This window comes from Paenibacillus litoralis, from assembly GCF_046244365.1.
Classification (GTDB): domain Bacteria; phylum Bacillota; class Bacilli; order Paenibacillales; family NBRC-103111; genus Paenibacillus_V.
On the sequence record NZ_CP176395.1, the window covers coordinates 3,577,243 to 3,594,258 of the forward strand.

The following is a 17,016-nucleotide window of genomic DNA, read 5'->3' on the forward strand; positions in this document are numbered from 1 at the left end:
AACGTGACAATTATACATTTATGTAAATATATACATATAAACAGATGTTTTTCCTTACGTATCCGAAGAAGATGGTATCGTTGCATGCATCACACGCCCCGAGAGGCAGCGTTCGGCCACCTGCGAAATCCGGCTCTTTCCGTTTCCGAGGTCCTCCCGCGGCGGTGCTTCTTCTTCCGACGAGCCCGATCCGATCGCATGTCACCGTATTGTCATAAAAAAAGAACATTTGCCCTGCATGCCTTGTTGAACGAGCAAGTTCTCCTATGCTATTTTAGGGAAGGCATGCTTTAATCGGCATTGACTAGGAATGGAATCCTCGTTCCAGCGGGAGTGTTTATATTGAAACGAAAATGGTTTACCATCATCGTCGCCGTTCTGGCAATCGCTTGTCTGAGCGCCGTCTTCATCAAAGTGCAAGCATCGCCGCCGAGCGATACGCGAGTGATTGTGGAGCGGACCCATCAAACGTATATAGCGCCGATGTGCTTCGAAAAAGCGGAAACGACCAACAACTTGACGGAAGCGACCTACGCGCTAGCGAAAGAACTGGGGTACAAGCCGGAGTCGAGCTGTACGGAAAACGCCTTGAAGCCGCAGACCGAACGTTTGATTACGGTAATTGCGCAGAAAGTCAATCTAGCGAAAAGCAAATGGGATTGGTAAACATGCCGCCGCTTTTTCGTTTAGCTTAAGGAGACCGGATCCATGAAAAGTAACGAGTTGCAGAAGTGGCAGCGGAAGCGGGCGCTCGGCAAAAAAACGTATGTGCTCCGGTACGGGGTTCTCTATTTCGGCATGATCGGGGCCGTCTTGACCAGCTTGCTCGAACTTGCTCTATCCGGAAAAATCGATACGGCCTATCTGGTCGCCCGTTTTGTCGTATTCCCACTGTTAGGCATGATGTGGACAAGCATGAAATGGGAGTCGAACGAAAAAAAATACGCGATGGCCGTTGAGCAGGCTGTCCGCAAGGCTCCCAGGCAGAAGGCTGAGCCGCCGCGTACTTCAAAATAAAGCGACGAAAGCACCCCGAAAGAAGGATGCTGCCGTCGCTTTTTTTTGTCGTAACAAATTACTTCCCGATTCGTTTCCGGTACAGTTGACGGTAGTCCTTGGGAGCAAAAGTTTCCGCGCTTTTGAACAGCCGGCTGAAGTAGTGAAGCTCCATGCCGACCGCAGCCGCGATCTCCGTAATGGACATGTCGGTCGCCCTCAGCAGCTCCTTGGCTTTGGCAAGCCGCATGCGCTTCAAATATTGGATCGGCGAAACGCCCAGCATTTCTTTAAACTGCTGCGTGAAATAGTTCGGGCTCAGGTGGAAGAGGCTCGAAAGCTCCTCTATCGTCAACTCGGACGATAAATGCTCGTTCATAAATGCGGCGACCGCCTTCATTTTCTCATAGGTTAAGGAGGCCTTCGTCTGCACCTCCGTAATTTCGGCCCGTTCCATATAGAAATGCAGCAGATCGAACAAAATCGACTTCACCTTAAGCGCGGATACAAGCTCCTTGCGGCGAATATGCGCCAATATGTCCTTGAACATCGTCTCCACCACGCTTGCTGAATCGCTGTCAACTTCGATCATGAAAGGGAGCTTCATGATTTGGAACGGATTGAGATCCCCGATCGACGCGTGAAAATGGCACCAGTATTTATAACAGGTATGGGAAGCGGAGGTCGTCAATGTCTGCTGCACACCGGCTGGCAGAAGATACAGCTGACCGGCTCTCGCCTCGTATTCCGTTCCGCCCAGCTTGAAGAGGCTTTCCCCGTCAAGGATATAGTAAAACTTATGGATGTCCGGAACGTAATTCATATGGCCCCAGCTTGGCGAAACTTTCGTCAAATGCGCGATCGTGACGTTGGCCTGCATATTGGACAAGCATTGCTTGAGAAATTCGTTTCGATTCGAATCCATCGGATCAATCACCTAATATCTGGTATTTTTATGGCATTGCCGTTGTTTTGTTCAAATCTATTATAAAAGCAATACGCTACAATGATACAGATGAAAATGTTGAGCATAGCTTTGGACGGATAAAGGGAAGCGACGATAGAGGGGAAGAGAACGGAGATGCACACGATAACCTATCAAAATACATCCAGCAGCTGGAACGAGGCGCTGCCACTCGGCAACGGCCATTTCGGCGGCATGATGTTCTTCGAGGACAATAAGCTGACGATGGCGATGAATCATTACGAGGTTTATTATCAGAAGCTGCACCGGTACAGCCAGACTTACCGGAACGGGGAAGGACGCGGTTTCCAGCGTCAATACGGCTTTACGTTCGAGGAGCTGAAGCGCCGGGCGAACGAGATGTACCGGAACGCAGAGGAAGGACCATTCTATCTTTACGGCGACTCGTTCTCCGGCGACAACATGTATAGAAGGTACGGCAAGCCATCGGGGGGAGCTTCTCATTACCCGACCGGCGAAATTCAGCTGTTCCCTTCGGATGAACTGGCCGAGCCGGACTTTACTTCCCTCGGGTTAAGCGTCGAGGCCGCACGGGTAGATTTGCGGATCGAAAAAGGCGACAGGGCGCTCGATGCAAGGACGTTCATCGCTCAGGATGGCGATTTTGTCGTAACGCGAATCAAGCAAACCAACGGAGAACTCGTGAAAGCGTTCGCTATGTCCGTTCCGACTGGAAGATATACGGACATGACCGTGAAGTACCATCAGGTTGACGACACGACCTTTTATTATACAGGCTCCTTCTATCCCGACGGCGAAGACAAGGAACGCTATGGTCCGTTTACCTTCCTGGTGATGACGAAGCTGATCGGAGCCAAGGGAAGCGCGGAGGTAACGCCGGAGGCACTTCAGGTGCGCATACGCGACGCGGGCGAGCAGATGACGATTTTAACGACGGTCGTGACGGAGGAAGAGACCAAAGATCTGCTTCAAACCGCTCTGCAGCGCGTGAACAAGACCGATGCCAAAGTCGGCCGGTTGAAGGATGGTCACGAAGCGCATTGGAGAAGCTTCTGGAGCCGTTCATCGGTTACGTTGCCTGACAAGATGCTCGAGGATCTGTGGCACATTAATCTGTATGCCATCGCCTGCAGCAGCGGGAAAGGCGGCCGCATGTACGAGCAAGCGTGCGGGCTGAACGGCTTGTGGGATATCAAGCAGCCGACCAAATGGGGCAGCATGTGGTACTGGGACGTCAATATTCAAGCGGCTTTCTGGCCGCTTTATACCGCGAATCATCTGGAGATTGCCGAAGCGTTCAACGACGGGCTGCTCTCATATACCGCTCAAGCGGAGAAAATGGCGAAGCAGTTTTACGGGATGGACGGGATTGCCGCAGATTACCCGCATGCTTTGTATTTAAGCATCTGGCCGTGGTGCGCGCAATTTCTGTGGGATTATTACCGGTACAGCCTGGACAAGGACTTTTTGCGGGAAAAGGCGTATCCGCTGTTCAAAAGGATCGTCCGGTTTTTCGAAGAGTATTTGCAGTATGACGCCGATAAGAAGCAATATGTCGTTTTCCCCGACATTTCGCCCGAGCAAGGCCCTTTAACGCGGAACTCGGTAAGTACATTGTCTTCCGTCAAATATTTACTGGAAATGACGATCGAAGCGAGCGTCGTTCTGGACGGTTCGGAAGCCGAACGAAGCAAGTGGATCGAAATGTCCGCTCGCTTAGCGCCTTACCCGACTGGCGTTTCGGGACGTTACGGCGATGTTTTCAGGGATTCGGAGTGGGCGCCGGCCGACCTGCACTTGCGGCATCCTTCCCTGCTTATGCCGATCTACCCGATTGGCGAAATCGACAAAAACAGCGAGGAGCCGCTGCGCAAACGTGCCGAAAACACGCTTCGCCTGGCAGAAAATCATACCGAATACGGCGTCTTTCAATTCGGCTGGCTGTCGGCTGCGGCATCGCGGTTAGGCAAAGGGAATACGGCGCTGCGGCTGCTTTACGAGCAGGGAGTCGATTTATCGTTGCGCTGCAACGGATTATTTGCCGAAGAAACGGAGCGCTGGATCAACTATTGCAACATTACGAACGAGCCTCTTTACTACCCTCACATGATGGAGGCTTCCGGCGAGGTGGTCGCCGCCGTCAACGAAATGCTGCTGCAAAGCTACAGCTGCGTGATCGAGGTATTCCCGGCGCTTCCTACGGGAGAGCCCGAGCCGGAGAGAACGATCGGCATGTACGAGCATGACGTCGTGAAAAAAGTGCGCGCGTACGACAAATGGAGCGATTGCTCGTTCCGCGGCTTGCTGGCCGTAGGCGCATTCGAGGTGAGCGCCGCGATGCGGAACGGATGCACGGCGTGGGTTCGCATCAAGAGCTTGGCCGGTGCGCAAGCGGCTATCCGCAACCCTTTTCCGCCGTCTGTGCAGGCTGCGGTATCGAGGTTGGAAGGAGACGCGTGGATTCCGGCGGAGTGCCGCCTGGAAGACGGTAACGTCGTTTTCGGGACAGACCGGAACGGAGAATATCTGATTCATCCTTCTGAAGCAAATGCTTCCGGTTTATTGGCGGAGCAGCCGGATGACGGTGGAAACGCCGATGGTCCGCGCGTTCACGAAGCGCATACGGGCCGGAGAGTTTTCTTGGGCAAAAACCGGGACACGCAGCATGACAGGATGCTCGACCATTTCACGTTCGATTATTATTCCGGCAACTACCGTGAATCGAGACGAGCCGCTTACCGGCTTGATTTCGGCGTCGGCAAGGAACTGCTTGACAAAGATTATTTCCAAGCGCTCCCGAGACAGGTGCACATGGATCAGGGCGTTATCGGACAAACCTTCCGTAAAATAACGGAGGAGACCGTATTCACGCCATACACCGGTATCGGCTGGGAGAACGGGGACGGCTTAATCACCGCGGACTCTGGGAGAGGGGACCTGCTGCGGCGCGATTCCATCGGCGGAACGGAGGAAAAGACGTTCCTGCTGGAGCTGCCTAAAGGGAGCTACGACGTGTTGTTCGTGTCCGGCGACAACGACTCTCCGACTTGGACGGAGATCGAAATTGCCGGTCAAAGCATGCGGTCGCCGGAACGCTTGCTGCGGGCAGGCGAGTTTGCAACGGAAATGCTGCCGGTCATCCAGAAGAAGGACGGCTGTGTCAAAATCCGTTTTCGTTCGCAGGAAGGCAGGCAGTGGAGGATCAATGTGCTGATCGTAAACAAAAACTACACGTATTTGTAGAAGATGGCATCCGGCAAGAAGGCGGGTATAATAGGGGGAACGGATACAGCGATTATCATGACGGAGGCTACACGATGATTTTTCACACGACCGCACAATGGGACGAACCGTTATGGCTGGAAGCCGAGCGGGTATACCGGCAAGCCTTTCCCGAACCGGGCAGCAAAACGCGAACGATCATACGCCGCATGTTCGAGCGAAACCTATGCCGCTTGCATACGGCGGCTGAGAACGGACAAGTTGTCGCGATGGCTTTGACCGGGGGCGTTCGGGATGCCGACGTGCTGATCATCGATTATTTGGCGGTCGATCGAGAAGAGCGAGGCCATGGAATAGGAAGGATGCTTCTGGATTATATCGAAGCATGGGCGGAAACGACGGAAGGCTGCAGAGGCGTCGTAATCGAGGTGGAAGCCGAGCCGACCTCCGAAAATAAGGGGCGAATCCGATTCTGGGAGCGTTGCGGCTACCGGCTCACGGAATACGTGCATCACTATATATGGGTTCCCGAGCCGTATAGCGCCATGTATAAAAATTTCGACCGGAACCGTCCACTTCCCGACGAGGGGGAGCTGCTTTTTCGGTATATTACCAAATTCCATAACAAAGCTTATCGCGGCAAGGATTGACCGGCCGCCGATGGAAGAAGCCGTACCGCATGGCGTTTCAGCCGGGGTACGGCTTTTTACTTTCCCTTGAAAAGAAATAATTAACAATATCCGCATACCGTTACAGTCGATTTTTGTCGTGCAATGTCGTACAATCGAAAATAGAAAAATAAACCAGATAGACATGGAGGGAGCTATGACAACGATGACAAAGCGTAAAATAAAGCTGTCGATCCGGGCGAAGCTAATCGGAATATCGCTCATTCTGCTGCTGTTTCCCCTTGTGGGACTGGCGATCGTCGGCAATGTTTCCTATAAGGAAACCAACAAGCTGATCGAGAAAAATTTACAGAACGGCGTACAGCTCGTACTGGCCGAAATCGCCTCGCTCGACGAATCGGTCAAAAAAGGGACGCTCACGCTCGAGCAGGCGCAGGAAAGCGTGAAGGTCATGCTGCTCGGTCCGAAGCAGCAGGACGGCAAGCGGCCGATTAACAAAAATATCGATCTCGGACCGAACGGATACTTTTTCGTTCTGGATGAGAAAGGGACCGAGCTGGCGCATCCGCTGATTGAGGGACAGAACATTTGGGACAAGCAGACGAAGGACGGCACTTATTTCATACGCGACATGATTCAAGGGGCGCAGCAGGGCGGAGGCTTCACCTACTACTTCTGGCCGCTGCCGCAGGATACGAAGGAAGCCGAGAAAGTGACTTACGCTCAGCTCGCTCCTCAGTGGGGCTGGGTGATATGCGCAGGCTCCTACATGATGGACTACAATCAGGGACAAATGCACATTCTGAAAGTGATTATAGGGACGCTGATCGCCTGCTTCGTTGCCGGAGGAATTATGTTTATTCTATTCGCGCTGCATATTTCCCGTCCGCTGAAGCAGATGGCCCGGACGGCGGAGCAGGTCGCCCAAGGCGATCTGACGGCGCCGGCGCTACAAGTACCCAATAAAGACGAAATCGGCTGGCTGGCGGAAAGCTTCAACCAGATGAACGCCAATCTGAGACAGCTGACGAAGCAAGTCAGCGTAAGCTCCGATTCCGTTTCGGACGCTTCGACGCAGCTTTCGCTCTCGATAAGAGAGACGACGCAAGCAACGAACGACATATCCGCAGCGATCCAAACGATTGCGGCAAGCGTCGATTCGCAGGCGCGGAGCGTGCTGGAAAGCTCGCGCACGATGGAGGAGATGGCAGCCGGCATTCAGCGCATCGCCGTTACGTCGGCGACGGCGTTCGATGCCTCCGCGCATACGGCGCAAGAAGCGGAGCACGGCAACGAAGCGATCGAACGTTCCAGCGCCCAGATGAATGCGGTCCGTCAAACGGTGGCGGAGCTTGCGACCGTCATCCATTTGCTCAATGAACGGTCGCAGCAAATCGGAACGATCGTGCAGACGATTACGGAAATTTCTTCGCAAACGAACTTGCTCGCGCTCAATGCTTCGATTGAAGCGGCACGCGCCGGGGAGCACGGCAAAGGCTTCGCCGTAGTCGCCTCGGAAGTCAAGAAACTGGCCGAGCGCTCCAATGCTTCGGCGAACGAAGTGAACGAGCTGATCGCCGCCGTACAGGACGACATTCGCGTCGCGGTGGATGCGATGAACAAGGGCGAACGGGAAGCGGATACCGGCGTCGAAACGATCCGGGAGACGGGCGTGGCGTTCCGCCGCATTTTGCTGGCGGCGCGGAGCGTCACCTCGCAGGTCGAAGAGGCGTCGGCTGCAGCGGAGCAAATGTCGGCGAGCTCCGAGCAGGTAGCCGCATCGCTGCAGGAGATGGAGCGGAGCGCAAGCCGTTCGGCGGATATGTCGCAAACCATATCGGCATCAACGGAAGAGCAGCTCGCCTCGATGGAGGAGATCGCCGCATCCGCAGATTCGCTCAATCGGATGTCGACCGAGCTTCAGAAGACGATCCATAAGTTTAAGGTTTAAGGTATTGCTACATAAGGAGCTGCGCTTCGTGCGGGCTCCTTTTTTCATCTGGCGAACGCGGCTTCAGTGGAAGGCGTTCTCATTCCCGATCCGGAGAGCGCCGGCGGGGACTGTCAAAATAACGCCGGTTTTCGGCAATAGCGTCAAAATCTGCGGCAAGGTGCATGTCAATAGCCGCCTTCAGGTAACGGATGCGCCAAGTCGACCTGTACTGCAAAGCGTTTTCTCCTAACGCGTCGCAGGCTTTAAAGGGCTGTCTGGATGTGATTGAGCCCGCTTCCGGCATGTTGGCGTTGTAAGCATCGTTGATCGATCGGCGCAAAGTTCCGGGTTTTCCGAGTGTTGCTGGCAGTTTAACTCATCGGGTATCTGAGGAGATGGTTTCGGGCGGAAGCTGTTGGCGATTGTTGTACGGAATGCAGCATTTTGACGTTCGGAGGTGGGGTGGAGAATAAAATGCTGCAGGTTTTGCAACATTTTGGGTGAAAAGTGGGCGAAAGGAACGGATCCCGTTCATTTTGATGCATTTTCTACAACATTTCTCAAAATTTCATAAAAATGTGGCCGAAATGTTGTATTTTATACAAGAAGACTCTGTATGTGACTTCATCGAAGAATGATGCGCTGCCTGGCGGCTTTACGAATGAACTGGCGGTGGCGGCGACGACGGGATCTGGAACTCGTCAGGCGGCATCATTTCCGCGAATCTGCTGCTTGATGACTTGGCGAAATATTTGATCAAGTAAGTTGAGCCCGTATCTTCGACCGGCTAGGTCAGGATGCGGGTTTTTGTCGTAATGCGCCATTGAGGGGGACGGCCGATACCGGTGAGTAAATCTGACCTATACCGGTCGGATCTTGCGAAATGTACCATGCCGGGGTATCATACTTCTTGGCTAAAGCAAGGCAAAGGAGGGAATCGCATGCGCCGCATCATGATCGCAGGAACGGGCAGCGGGGTCGGCAAAACGACGATTACCGTAGGGCTTATGGCTGCCTTCCGGCAACAAGGGTATGCCGTTCAAGGTTTTAAAGTGGGGCCCGATTATATCGATCCCGCCTATCATACGGCTGTGACGGGAAGGACGTCGCGGAACCTGGACAGCTGGATGCTCCCGCACGATACGGTGAGGGACGTTTTTGCGAGGGGGAGCGAAGGGGCCGATATTTCGATTATCGAGGGCGTCATGGGGCTGTTCGACGGAAAAAATCATTTGACGAACGAAGGAAGCGCCGCAGAAGTCGCTATGCTGCTCGATTGTCCTATTGTGCTCGTGATCAATTGTCAAAGCATGGCGCGAAGCGCGGCGGCGATGCTCAAAGGCTTTCTGCAATTTGACGAAGGCATCAGGATTATAGGCGTTATTGTAAACAAAGCCGGCAGCGACGGCCATTACCGGATCGTCAAAGAGGCGATCGAGCAGGAATGCGGAATACCGGTATTCGGACATCTGAAACGCGAAGACGAGATTCAAGTGCCGGAACGTCATCTCGGCCTAGTGCCCTCCGTGGAGCGGGGAGAGCTGCAGCCGTTCTTCGAAGGGCTTCAGCAGCGAATTACGGCGTCCGTCGATCTGAAGGCCGTTTGGACGTGCGCCGAGAGCGGGGAGCTGCCCGGAGCCGTTGGCCGTCCTTCCATTTTTGCCCGGAAAGAGCACGCGGAATCCGTATCCATCGCCGTGGCGCGCGATGCCGCATTCAATTTCTATTATCCGGAGAATTTCGAACTGCTGAAGGCTTACGGAGCCGAGCTTGTCTATTTTTCGCCGCTTGCGGGAGAGGCTGTCCCGAAGAAGGCGGACGGCTTGTACATAGGAGGCGGTTTTCCCGAGGAATTTGCGGAAAAGCTGGCGGCTGACGAAGCGGTTAAAGCTTCGTTCCGAGCATTTATCGAAAGCGGAAAGCCCGCTCTCGCCGAGTGCGGCGGATTCATGTACTTAACCGAGGCGATCGTAGATACGGAAGGGCGCCGTTATCCGATGGTCGGCCTCGTCCCGGGCGAAGTGACGATGCAGCGCAAGTTCGCCGCGCTTGGGTATAGGGAAATCGAGGGGACGGCGGGCAATGCACTGCTAGGTACGCAAAGCCTTTCCAGGGGACATGAATTTCATTATTCGACCTTTCAGCCGGATTTGTCCAAAGGGAGCTTGCCGCCCGCCTATGTAACCAAAGGGATGAGAGGCAGCAAGGAAGAAGGCGTGCTGTACCGGGGGCTGGTCGCCGGATATACGCACATCCATTTTGCTTCAGCGCCAGAAGTGGCGGAACGTTGGGTTGCTCTGTGTCACCATGCACGCAGTTAGCTCCAAAATAGCGGCTGACGGTTTCCATTCAAGCCCTATCGCTTCGGCTGTTTCGTGCCTCTGCGCACCGCAGCAACAATGACAAATCAAGCAGATCTCCGGTGCCGAAAGGCGCCGTTTTTTTGTTTCCGTCAAGCGGAATTTATCATAAATCGGGCTGCTTTTGGAAAATGTATCAGAGTAGAACGAATGCGATAGGAGTTGTTTTTGTTTTGAAACTGATTTGGATCGCCGCGATCATGCTGCTCTTGCAGCCCGTACAGCCGATGCCGCCGTCGGAAAACAAGAACGATGCCTCGTTTGCAGTTGAATTTAAGGGAAAGAATGTGGCCTCGGCAAACCGCGCCGGCTATACGCTTCCGGGTATGACGATGGTTGATATGAAGAAATATCAACGATTCGTCGATACGATTCATAAAAAAGTATATGAGCCGCCCCAAAATGCAAAAATCGGGAGCTCCGGTAAAATAGTCAAGGAGCAGGTCGGCTACGAGCTCGATCGTTTTGCGATGATGCAGCATTTTTACACCTATTTTTACGGCAGCGGTCCGTATTCGGCGGAGGCTCCGCGCAAAACCGTTTATCCGAGAGTCGACAGCGAGCTGCTCGCGAATATTCGGGTGAAGGCGATCGGTAACTACGCGACGTATTACAACAGCAGCAACAAAAACCGTTCCAACAATATCGCCATCGCGTCCAAGGCGCTGGACAATCAGGTCGTGTTCCCGGGCGAAACGTTCTCGTTCAACCGCGCCATCGGCAAACGCACACTGGATAAAGGCTATATGAAGGCGCCGGTCATCGTCCGAGGGGAGTTGTCCGAAGGGATCGGCGGGGGAATATGCCAGGTATCGTCAACGTTGTATAACGCGATTGACCGCGCAGGCCTTAAAATCGTGCAGCGGTATTCCCACAGCAAAAGCGTGCCGTACGTGCTGCCGGGACGGGACGCTACGGTTAGCTGGGACGGGCCCGATTTCGTATTCCTCAACCAGTATAACCAGCCGATCCTGATTCGCGCTTTTGCAGGCTCGGGTACGATGTACGTTTCCGTCCATTCGTCCGACGTTATCGACTACAAGCCCCGGGTTATTCCGAGCATGTCCACCGAATTGCCGGAGGAAGTATCCACGGAAACGAATGCCGCTTCTCCGTAGCCGCCGCAGTCGGCGCTTATGACTCCAGGAAGCTAGTCCTTGTTTTCCGCTAACAGGCTGATGCGATATTCGAGATTGATGCGGCAAATGTGCAGCAAGCTGCGCTTACGGCCTCTCAAAGGCGTGCATAGCCGGATGCCGGGACAGCGGGCCGCGAGTTCGGCCGCCACCTCCTGCCCGAGTTCGCCGGCGTTCGTGATGATCTCATGCGGGCGGTGCTGCGACCAGATCGCCGCCAGCAGCTTGACGGCAGCGCCGGCTGGACCCGGTTCTTGCGGCAGAGCATCGAAATCGAAACGCCGCCGCAGCGTGCCGTCCTCCAGATGAGCGGACAAGGCATGAGCGACGCCGATCCAAACGACCGTTTCCGGCTTGCTGCCGGGACGGTTGACGCTTTGCTTTTCCTGCATCCGGACGAGGGCGTCCCTATGCTTTTTTATTTGCAGCGCACGCTCGAAATGGAGCTGTTCGGCGTAGTCGTTCATTGTTTTATCCATATGCTGAAGGAGAGCGTCCGGGTTGTGAAGAAGTCGAATCGCCAGCTCCATCGATTGTGCAAGCCGATCGGGCGTAAAACGGCCTTCGGCTGCGCTTCCGAGCAGCTCCCGGTAAAAGCGTGAGGCAAATCTCTCGTCCATAGGCGCGTCGCCTGGAAGACGGAACGTGTCCACGACGTAGTCCAGGACGATATCGCGGTAAGGAACGTTCGGAAAAGGTCCGATTAGGGACCCGGCTTGCTCCTGAACGGCAGCGGCATGGGATTCGGCAGTCTGAAATCTTGCGATATCGACACCGGTCAGGCGTGGAAGCGTTTCGGACGAGACGGCAATATAGGGCAAGACGGAAGGGCCGCTCCGCATGGCGCGGTTAAACGGCGGCCGGTACTGCTTGATCAGCTCCCGTTCAAGCGTCAGGCTCTCATTCTCGTTGGTCACGATCATGATGTCGATATCTCGTATTTCTCTGACCAGCAGCGCCGTCTTGGTCTTTTCCGGCCTGCCGCGAAAGTAAGAGGAAAGTCGGCTGCGCAAATTGATGGCTTTCCCGACGTACAGCACCCGTCCGGACTCGTCCAGCATTAAATAGCATCCCGGCGCTTCCGGATAACGTCCGGACCGAAACGCGAATGTCATCGTTATTCCCTCCCGGATCCAATATCCCGTTTGCACGCGGCTGCGCGCCTGTTTTCACGCCATTAACGATAGCATATCCGGGTAGTGCAAGGAAGGCTTGACATCTTCTTGATGTTCCGGTATAAATGATTCTAAGCATTTTATCTGACGGAATATTTCGAATATTTATGAACGGGACAGTAGTCCATGACAGCCAGTCGCAGCGAGCCGGGTTGGTGAAAGCCGGTACGGAGGTAAGGATGAAGCGGACCCGGGAAATGGTTTGCCGAACGCGTACGAGTAGGCAAATCCGGTCATGGACCGTTACCAAAGCGAGTGGTCGGCCTGCGCATTGCGCCTGGGCCGATACTTAGAGTGGCACCGCGGGATTCAAGCTCTCGTCTCTTTATTGGAGACGGGGGCTTTTTTTGGTTTTTGACGAAACGGGGAGGCAAGGATCATGTTGATTAGCGAAATCGTAAGAGCGGCTGTTGCGCGCAGCCTAAACGTTCTTTTGGAAAAGGCGGAACTCCCCCGGCAGGAGCGGATTCACGTGGCGGTCGAGCATCCGGCCAGTCCGGAAAACGGGGACTATAGCACGAATGTCGCGATGACGCTCGCCAAAGCTTTGCGCAAGCCGCCGCTGGGCATTGCCCATGACCTGTTAGAGCTTCTCCAAGAGGAAGAATCGGTCAAGGGGTTGTTCTCGAAGGTCGAAGCGGCGGCCCCGGGATTTTTGAACTTCTATCTCGATTGGCAAAAGTGGTCATCGAAGGACTTCGATGCGGACTCAGGGGGCACGCGCTCTCCGGAAAAAGTGATTGTCGAGCATACCTCGATCAATCCGAATAAATCCGCCCATATCGGACATTTGCGGAACTCATGCATCGGCGACACGATCGCAAGGATGATGAAGCGTACCGGCCATAAGGTCGAGGTGCATAACTACATTGACGATCTGGGCAATCAGCTTGCCGACACGGTTGTCGGGATGCTTCATAAGTCGACGGAAGGAACTTATGCGCGCTTCGGAGACTTTTGCTGGGAAACGTATGCGAAGGTCAATAAGGCATACAAGGAAACGCCCGAATTGCAGCATGAACGCACCGCCGTTCTGCATGAGCTGGAGAAAGGCAGCGGGAATACGGCATGGTTCGGGCTGCTGGTCGCGGAGCGTATCGTACGCGAGCATCTGGAGGAAATGAAGCAGTTCGGCATCGGCTACGATGTGCTCGTATGGGAAAGCAGCATCGTGCGCGAAGGCTTCTGGTTGCAGGCGTTCGAGCTGCTGCGCTCGACTTCCGTTTTTCGGCAGGAGGAGGAAGGCAAGCTGGCGGGCTGCTGGGTGCTGAAGCAGAGCGAGGAGACGGAGGAAGCGTCCGGGAAAGAGGATTTTCATGCGGATAAGGTGCTTGTCCGGTCGAACGGGGTTTTGACGTATACGGCTAAAGACATCGCCTATCATTTGTGGAAATTCGGCGTGCTCGGCAAGGAATTCCGTTACCGTAAGTTTGCGGACGGACTTTGGTCGACCCATGCAGACGGCGTGAAGAAACGGATCGGCCAGGCGGATACGGTTATCAACGTCATCGATCATAGGCAGGAATACCCCCAGACGATGGTGAAGCAAGCGCTGCAGGCGCTCGGCTTCGGGAAGCAGGCCGACCGGCTTAAGCATGTGAGTTACGGAGTCGTTTCCCTAAGCGCCGATACCGCCGCTGGTCTCGGACTGGATACGTCGGACGGCAAGCATGCCTATCCGATGTCGGGACGTCAGGGAATCGGCATTAAGGTGACCGACTTGCTTAATCGGATGGAGCAGTCCATCGACGCCAAGCGCTCGCGCAAGGCCGGATTGTCGAGCCGGGCGATTGCCGCTGCGGCGATTCGTTATTCCTTATTGCGGTTTCATCTGCAAACCGAGGTCGTGTTCGATCTGGAGCAGGCGACGGAAATATCCGGCAATACGGGGGTATATCTGCTGTATGCGTATGCGAGAGCATGCAGCGTGCTCGAAAAAGCGGGGAGGGAACCCGGCCGGCCGCAGCATCCTGCCGTTCTTGATACGCTGGAAGCGCAGGAGCAGCGCTTGCTTAGGCTGCTTGCCTATTGGCCGGAGACGCTGCAATCGGCCGTGCGGGAGCTTTCGCCGAACGCGCTCTGCACGTATGTTTATGAGCTTGCCTCCTCGTTCAACCATTTCTATGCGACTTGTCCGATATTGAAGGGAGAGGGTAAGCTGATAGCAAAGCGCATTTGGATTACCGAACGTTTTGAGCAAACGCTGCGCGACGCTTTGTCTATTATCGGCCTGCCGGCGCCGAAACGGATGTAAAATAGGAAAGAGAGAAGAGCCTCTGCAGTTGGAGGCTCTTCTTTATGCTTCCTTTACAAAGCTGCGGAATTTATGGAATGTTCGCCGGGCGATTTGTCTTCGCTTACGCTGGCCGCAATCAGCAGCTGCGCCGCGAAATACGTCAGCATGATCAGGAACCCTGCTCCCGTAAAGGAGCCGATGAATTTGTTCCACGCGAGCAGCGAGTCGGAGACGACGAAGCAAACGGCTCCGAGGGCGGCGCCCAGCCTGCCTGTCATGACGGCTGTCAGCAGCATGACCGATATGACGATTAAGTAAGCAAGCACGGGCATCCACATCGAGTTGGAATCGCTATCCTTAAACATGCCCCGATGCAGCTCGGCCGCCATAAAGATCCCGTATAGAACGATGGGGACGAGGGCGAGCAGCGAGCGGTTTGTACGCTTACGCCGGGTAAGAAATGCCGCAATATAAAGAATATGCCCGGTCAAAAAGGCAAGCAGTCCGAGCAAAAACCAGGTGCTGCCGCTAAGCAGCAAAAAAGCGTCGCCCGTCATGCAAAAGAGCAGCCCTGTGAGAAGCAGGCTTCTGTAGGGCGACTTATCCGCGCTTCCGGATGCCGCGAACAGCCAAATCAAAACCAGGGGTGCCAGCTTTAAAACCCAGTGCAGGAACACAGCGTCAACAGAAAGAGTAAGCAGGTGGGCGATGCAGGTAACGACGATAGCGGCAAGCAGCGCTTTACGGGGCATTAGGAACGCCTCCCAGTCATCACGAATATAAGGATAGCTTAATAATAGGAAAATAAGGAAGCGCTGTAAATCGTCTTTCGGATATAACTTGCATTCGTAATGGTTCACCGAAACAAGAGAAGCTTCTTATGTTAAAATAGTGCATAAGAGGCATTGGCTTGCCGACTCGAAACCAAAAGAAGGTGCTATCCATGAACGGTACCCTGAACATAAACGAAATGATCGGCTGCCAGCGCAGCTATTTTGCAAGCGGCGCCACCTACCCGCTGGAGGCGAGAAGGGAACGGCTGGAAGCGCTGCGGACGTCGGTGCTGCGGCATGAGCGGAGGCTTCTCTCGGCGCTGAAGCAGGATTTGAATAAATCGGAATTCGAGTCGTATGCGATGGAAATCGGCCTTGTGCTGAGCGAAATCAGACATACGTTAAAGCATTTGAAAGCTTGGATGAAGCCGCGCCGGCTGCCGGCCCCGCTAAGCCACTTGGGCAGCAGCAGCTTCCAGCTGGCCGTCCCTTACGGATCCGTGCTCATCATCGCGCCTTGGAATTATCCGGTGCAGCTTGCGCTAGTCCCGCTGATCGGGGCGGTGGCCGCGGGCAATACGGCGGTGCTGAAGCCGTCAGAGCTCGCTCCGAACGTTTCCGCCGCCTTGCGCGAGCTTGTGAAGGAAGCGTTCGACCCCGGCTGGGTCGATGTGGCCGAAGGGGGCGTCGACGTTAGCGAGCGGCTGCTGGCGGAGAAGTTCGACACAATCTTTTTCACGGGAAGCGCTGCGGTGGGAAAGATCGTCATGGCCGCAGCGGCCAAGCATTTAACGCCGGTTACGCTGGAACTGGGCGGCAAAAGCCCGTGCATCGTTCATCGCGATGCCAATTTGAAACTGGCTGCGAAGCGTATCGCCTTCGGGAAATACATGAACGCCGGACAAACCTGTGTGGCTCCGGATTACGTGCTTGTCGACCGGCAGGTGAAAGAGCCGTTTATGAAGCAATTGCGCGAAGCGGTTACGGAGCTCTTCGGTTCGGAGCCGCTGCGGAACCCGGATTACGGCCGAATCGTAAGCCGCAGGCATTTTGACCGGTTAACCGAATTCCTGCGAGGGGCGTCCATCCCGATCGGCGGACAAACGGATGAAGAGAAGCTGACAATCGCCCCCACGGTGCTGGACGACGTCTCTTGGCACGATCCGGTGATGGAGGAAGAAATATTCGGTCCCATTTTACCGGTGCTGGTTTATGAACGCATCGATGAGGCGCTGGCCGAAATCGGCGCGCGGCCTAAGCCGCTTGCGCTCTATTTGTTCAGCGAGAACCGGGAATTGCAGCGTCTGGTGACGGAACGGGTCTCTTTCGGAGGAGGCTGCATCAACGATACGATCATGCATTTCGGCTCGCCCTACCTTCCGATCGGCGGAGTCGGCGACAGCGGAATGGGCCGGTACCACGGGAGGAGTTCCTTCGAAACGTTTTCGCATAGGAAGAGCGTGCTTCGGCAAACGACGCGGTTTGACCTACCGTTTCGCTACCCGAATTCCAAATGGGGTCTGAGGCTGATCCGCAAGCTGCTGAAGTAAACGGGGTTCGATCCGATCGGGACGGAGGGAACGGCCGGCGTTCGCCGGTTCCGTTTGGCA

The 17,016-nt window shown here is 54.8% G+C and carries 13 protein-coding genes and 1 other annotated feature; of the genes, 10 read left to right on the forward strand and 3 right to left on the reverse strand.

Annotation, left to right across the window (positions count from 1 at the left end; genetic code table 11):
- The first annotated feature begins 342 nt into the window (after positions 1 to 342).
- Together ACKGJP_RS14305 and ACKGJP_RS14310 are read left to right on the forward strand one after the other, a co-directional pair.
- Positions 343 to 666, forward strand: a complete 324-nt coding sequence (locus tag ACKGJP_RS14305; RefSeq protein WP_409346300.1) for a hypothetical protein — start codon at positions 343 to 345, stop codon at positions 664 to 666.
- Positions 667 to 708: 42 nt separating this feature from the next.
- Positions 709 to 1,017, forward strand: a complete 309-nt coding sequence (locus ACKGJP_RS14310; RefSeq protein ID WP_409346301.1) for a hypothetical protein — start codon at positions 709 to 711, stop codon at positions 1,015 to 1,017.
- 58 nt (positions 1,018 to 1,075) lie between these two features.
- On the opposite strand, the gene ACKGJP_RS14315 is transcribed toward ACKGJP_RS14310, so the two are convergent.
- Positions 1,076 to 1,921 carry an AraC family transcriptional regulator gene (locus ACKGJP_RS14315; protein WP_409346302.1) on the reverse strand — a complete coding sequence of 282 codons (846 nt, stop codon included), beginning with the start codon at positions 1,919 to 1,921 and terminating at the stop codon, positions 1,076 to 1,078.
- 156 nt (positions 1,922 to 2,077) lie between these two features.
- Between ACKGJP_RS14315 and ACKGJP_RS14320 the strand changes: the two genes are divergently transcribed.
- The 6 genes from ACKGJP_RS14320 (at position 2,078) to ACKGJP_RS14345 (ending at position 11,204) form a co-directional block, all read left to right on the forward strand.
- The gene (locus ACKGJP_RS14320) at positions 2,078 to 5,185 is read left to right on the forward strand and encodes a glycosyl hydrolase family 95 catalytic domain-containing protein (protein WP_409346303.1); all 3,108 of its coding nucleotides are present in this window, start codon (positions 2,078 to 2,080) and stop codon (positions 5,183 to 5,185) included.
- A 74-nt stretch (positions 5,186 to 5,259) separates the two neighbouring features.
- On the forward strand, positions 5,260 to 5,814 hold the full coding sequence (locus tag ACKGJP_RS14325) for a GNAT family N-acetyltransferase (RefSeq protein WP_409346304.1): 555 nt from the start codon (positions 5,260 to 5,262) through the stop codon (positions 5,812 to 5,814).
- Between the two features lie 175 nt (positions 5,815 to 5,989).
- Entirely contained in the window at positions 5,990 to 7,744 is a 1,755-nt protein-coding gene (locus ACKGJP_RS14330) for a methyl-accepting chemotaxis protein (RefSeq protein WP_409346305.1), read from the forward strand.
- A gap of 28 nt (positions 7,745 to 7,772) precedes the next feature.
- Positions 7,773 to 7,976, forward strand: a complete 204-nt coding sequence (locus ACKGJP_RS14335; protein WP_409346306.1) for a hypothetical protein — start codon at positions 7,773 to 7,775, stop codon at positions 7,974 to 7,976.
- Positions 7,977 to 8,667: 691 nt separating this feature from the next.
- On the forward strand, positions 8,668 to 10,047 hold the full coding sequence (locus ACKGJP_RS14340) for a cobyrinate a,c-diamide synthase (protein WP_409346307.1): 1,380 nt from the start codon (positions 8,668 to 8,670) through the stop codon (positions 10,045 to 10,047).
- 212 nt (positions 10,048 to 10,259) lie between these two features.
- A complete protein-coding gene (locus ACKGJP_RS14345; protein WP_409346308.1) occupies positions 10,260 to 11,204 on the forward strand; it encodes a VanW family protein in 945 nt (314 codons plus the stop codon).
- Between the two features lie 32 nt (positions 11,205 to 11,236).
- Here the strand turns inward: ACKGJP_RS14345 and ACKGJP_RS14350 are convergent, their stop codons facing one another.
- Complete coding sequence (locus ACKGJP_RS14350) at positions 11,237 to 12,337, reverse strand: GIY-YIG nuclease family protein (RefSeq protein ID WP_409346309.1); 1,101 nt, start codon at positions 12,335 to 12,337, stop codon at positions 11,237 to 11,239.
- 158 nt (positions 12,338 to 12,495) lie between these two features.
- Positions 12,496 to 12,725, forward strand: a binding site (T-box leader).
- 54 nt (positions 12,726 to 12,779) lie between these two features.
- Here ACKGJP_RS14350 and ACKGJP_RS14355 point away from each other — a divergent pair.
- Positions 12,780 to 14,651, forward strand: coding sequence for an arginine--tRNA ligase (locus ACKGJP_RS14355; protein ID WP_409347161.1), 1,872 nt, complete (start codon positions 12,780 to 12,782; stop codon positions 14,649 to 14,651).
- Between the two features lie 53 nt (positions 14,652 to 14,704).
- Here the strand turns inward: ACKGJP_RS14355 and ACKGJP_RS14360 are convergent, their stop codons facing one another.
- Entirely contained in the window at positions 14,705 to 15,385 is a 681-nt protein-coding gene (locus tag ACKGJP_RS14360; RefSeq protein WP_409346310.1) for a lysoplasmalogenase, read from the reverse strand.
- Between the two features lie 191 nt (positions 15,386 to 15,576).
- Between ACKGJP_RS14360 and ACKGJP_RS14365 the strand changes: the two genes are divergently transcribed.
- A complete protein-coding gene (locus tag ACKGJP_RS14365) occupies positions 15,577 to 16,956 on the forward strand; it encodes an aldehyde dehydrogenase (protein ID WP_409346311.1) in 1,380 nt (459 codons plus the stop codon).
- Positions 16,957 to 17,016: the final 60 nt, after the last annotated feature.

Excerpts from the sequence above, each read along its gene's own strand:
- ACKGJP_RS14350 (WP_409346309.1), bottom strand. The coding sequence starts at position 12,337 with ATGACATTCGCGTTTCGGTCCGGACGTTATCCGGAAGCGCCGGGATGC.
- ACKGJP_RS14340 (WP_409346307.1), top strand. The coding sequence starts at position 8,668 with ATGCGCCGCATCATGATCGCAGGAACGGGCAGCGGGGTCGGCAAAACG.
- ACKGJP_RS14360 (WP_409346310.1), bottom strand. The coding sequence starts at position 15,385 with ATGCCCCGTAAAGCGCTGCTTGCCGCTATCGTCGTTACCTGCATCGCC.
- ACKGJP_RS14330 (WP_409346305.1), top strand. The coding sequence starts at position 5,990 with ATGACAACGATGACAAAGCGTAAAATAAAGCTGTCGATCCGGGCGAAG.
- ACKGJP_RS14320 (WP_409346303.1), top strand. The coding sequence starts at position 2,078 with ATGCACACGATAACCTATCAAAATACATCCAGCAGCTGGAACGAGGCG.
- ACKGJP_RS14315 (WP_409346302.1), bottom strand. The coding sequence starts at position 1,921 with ATGGATTCGAATCGAAACGAATTTCTCAAGCAATGCTTGTCCAATATG.
- ACKGJP_RS14365 (WP_409346311.1), top strand. The coding sequence starts at position 15,577 with ATGAACGGTACCCTGAACATAAACGAAATGATCGGCTGCCAGCGCAGC.
- ACKGJP_RS14325 (WP_409346304.1), top strand. The coding sequence starts at position 5,260 with ATGATTTTTCACACGACCGCACAATGGGACGAACCGTTATGGCTGGAA.
- ACKGJP_RS14310 (WP_409346301.1), top strand. The coding sequence starts at position 709 with ATGAAAAGTAACGAGTTGCAGAAGTGGCAGCGGAAGCGGGCGCTCGGC.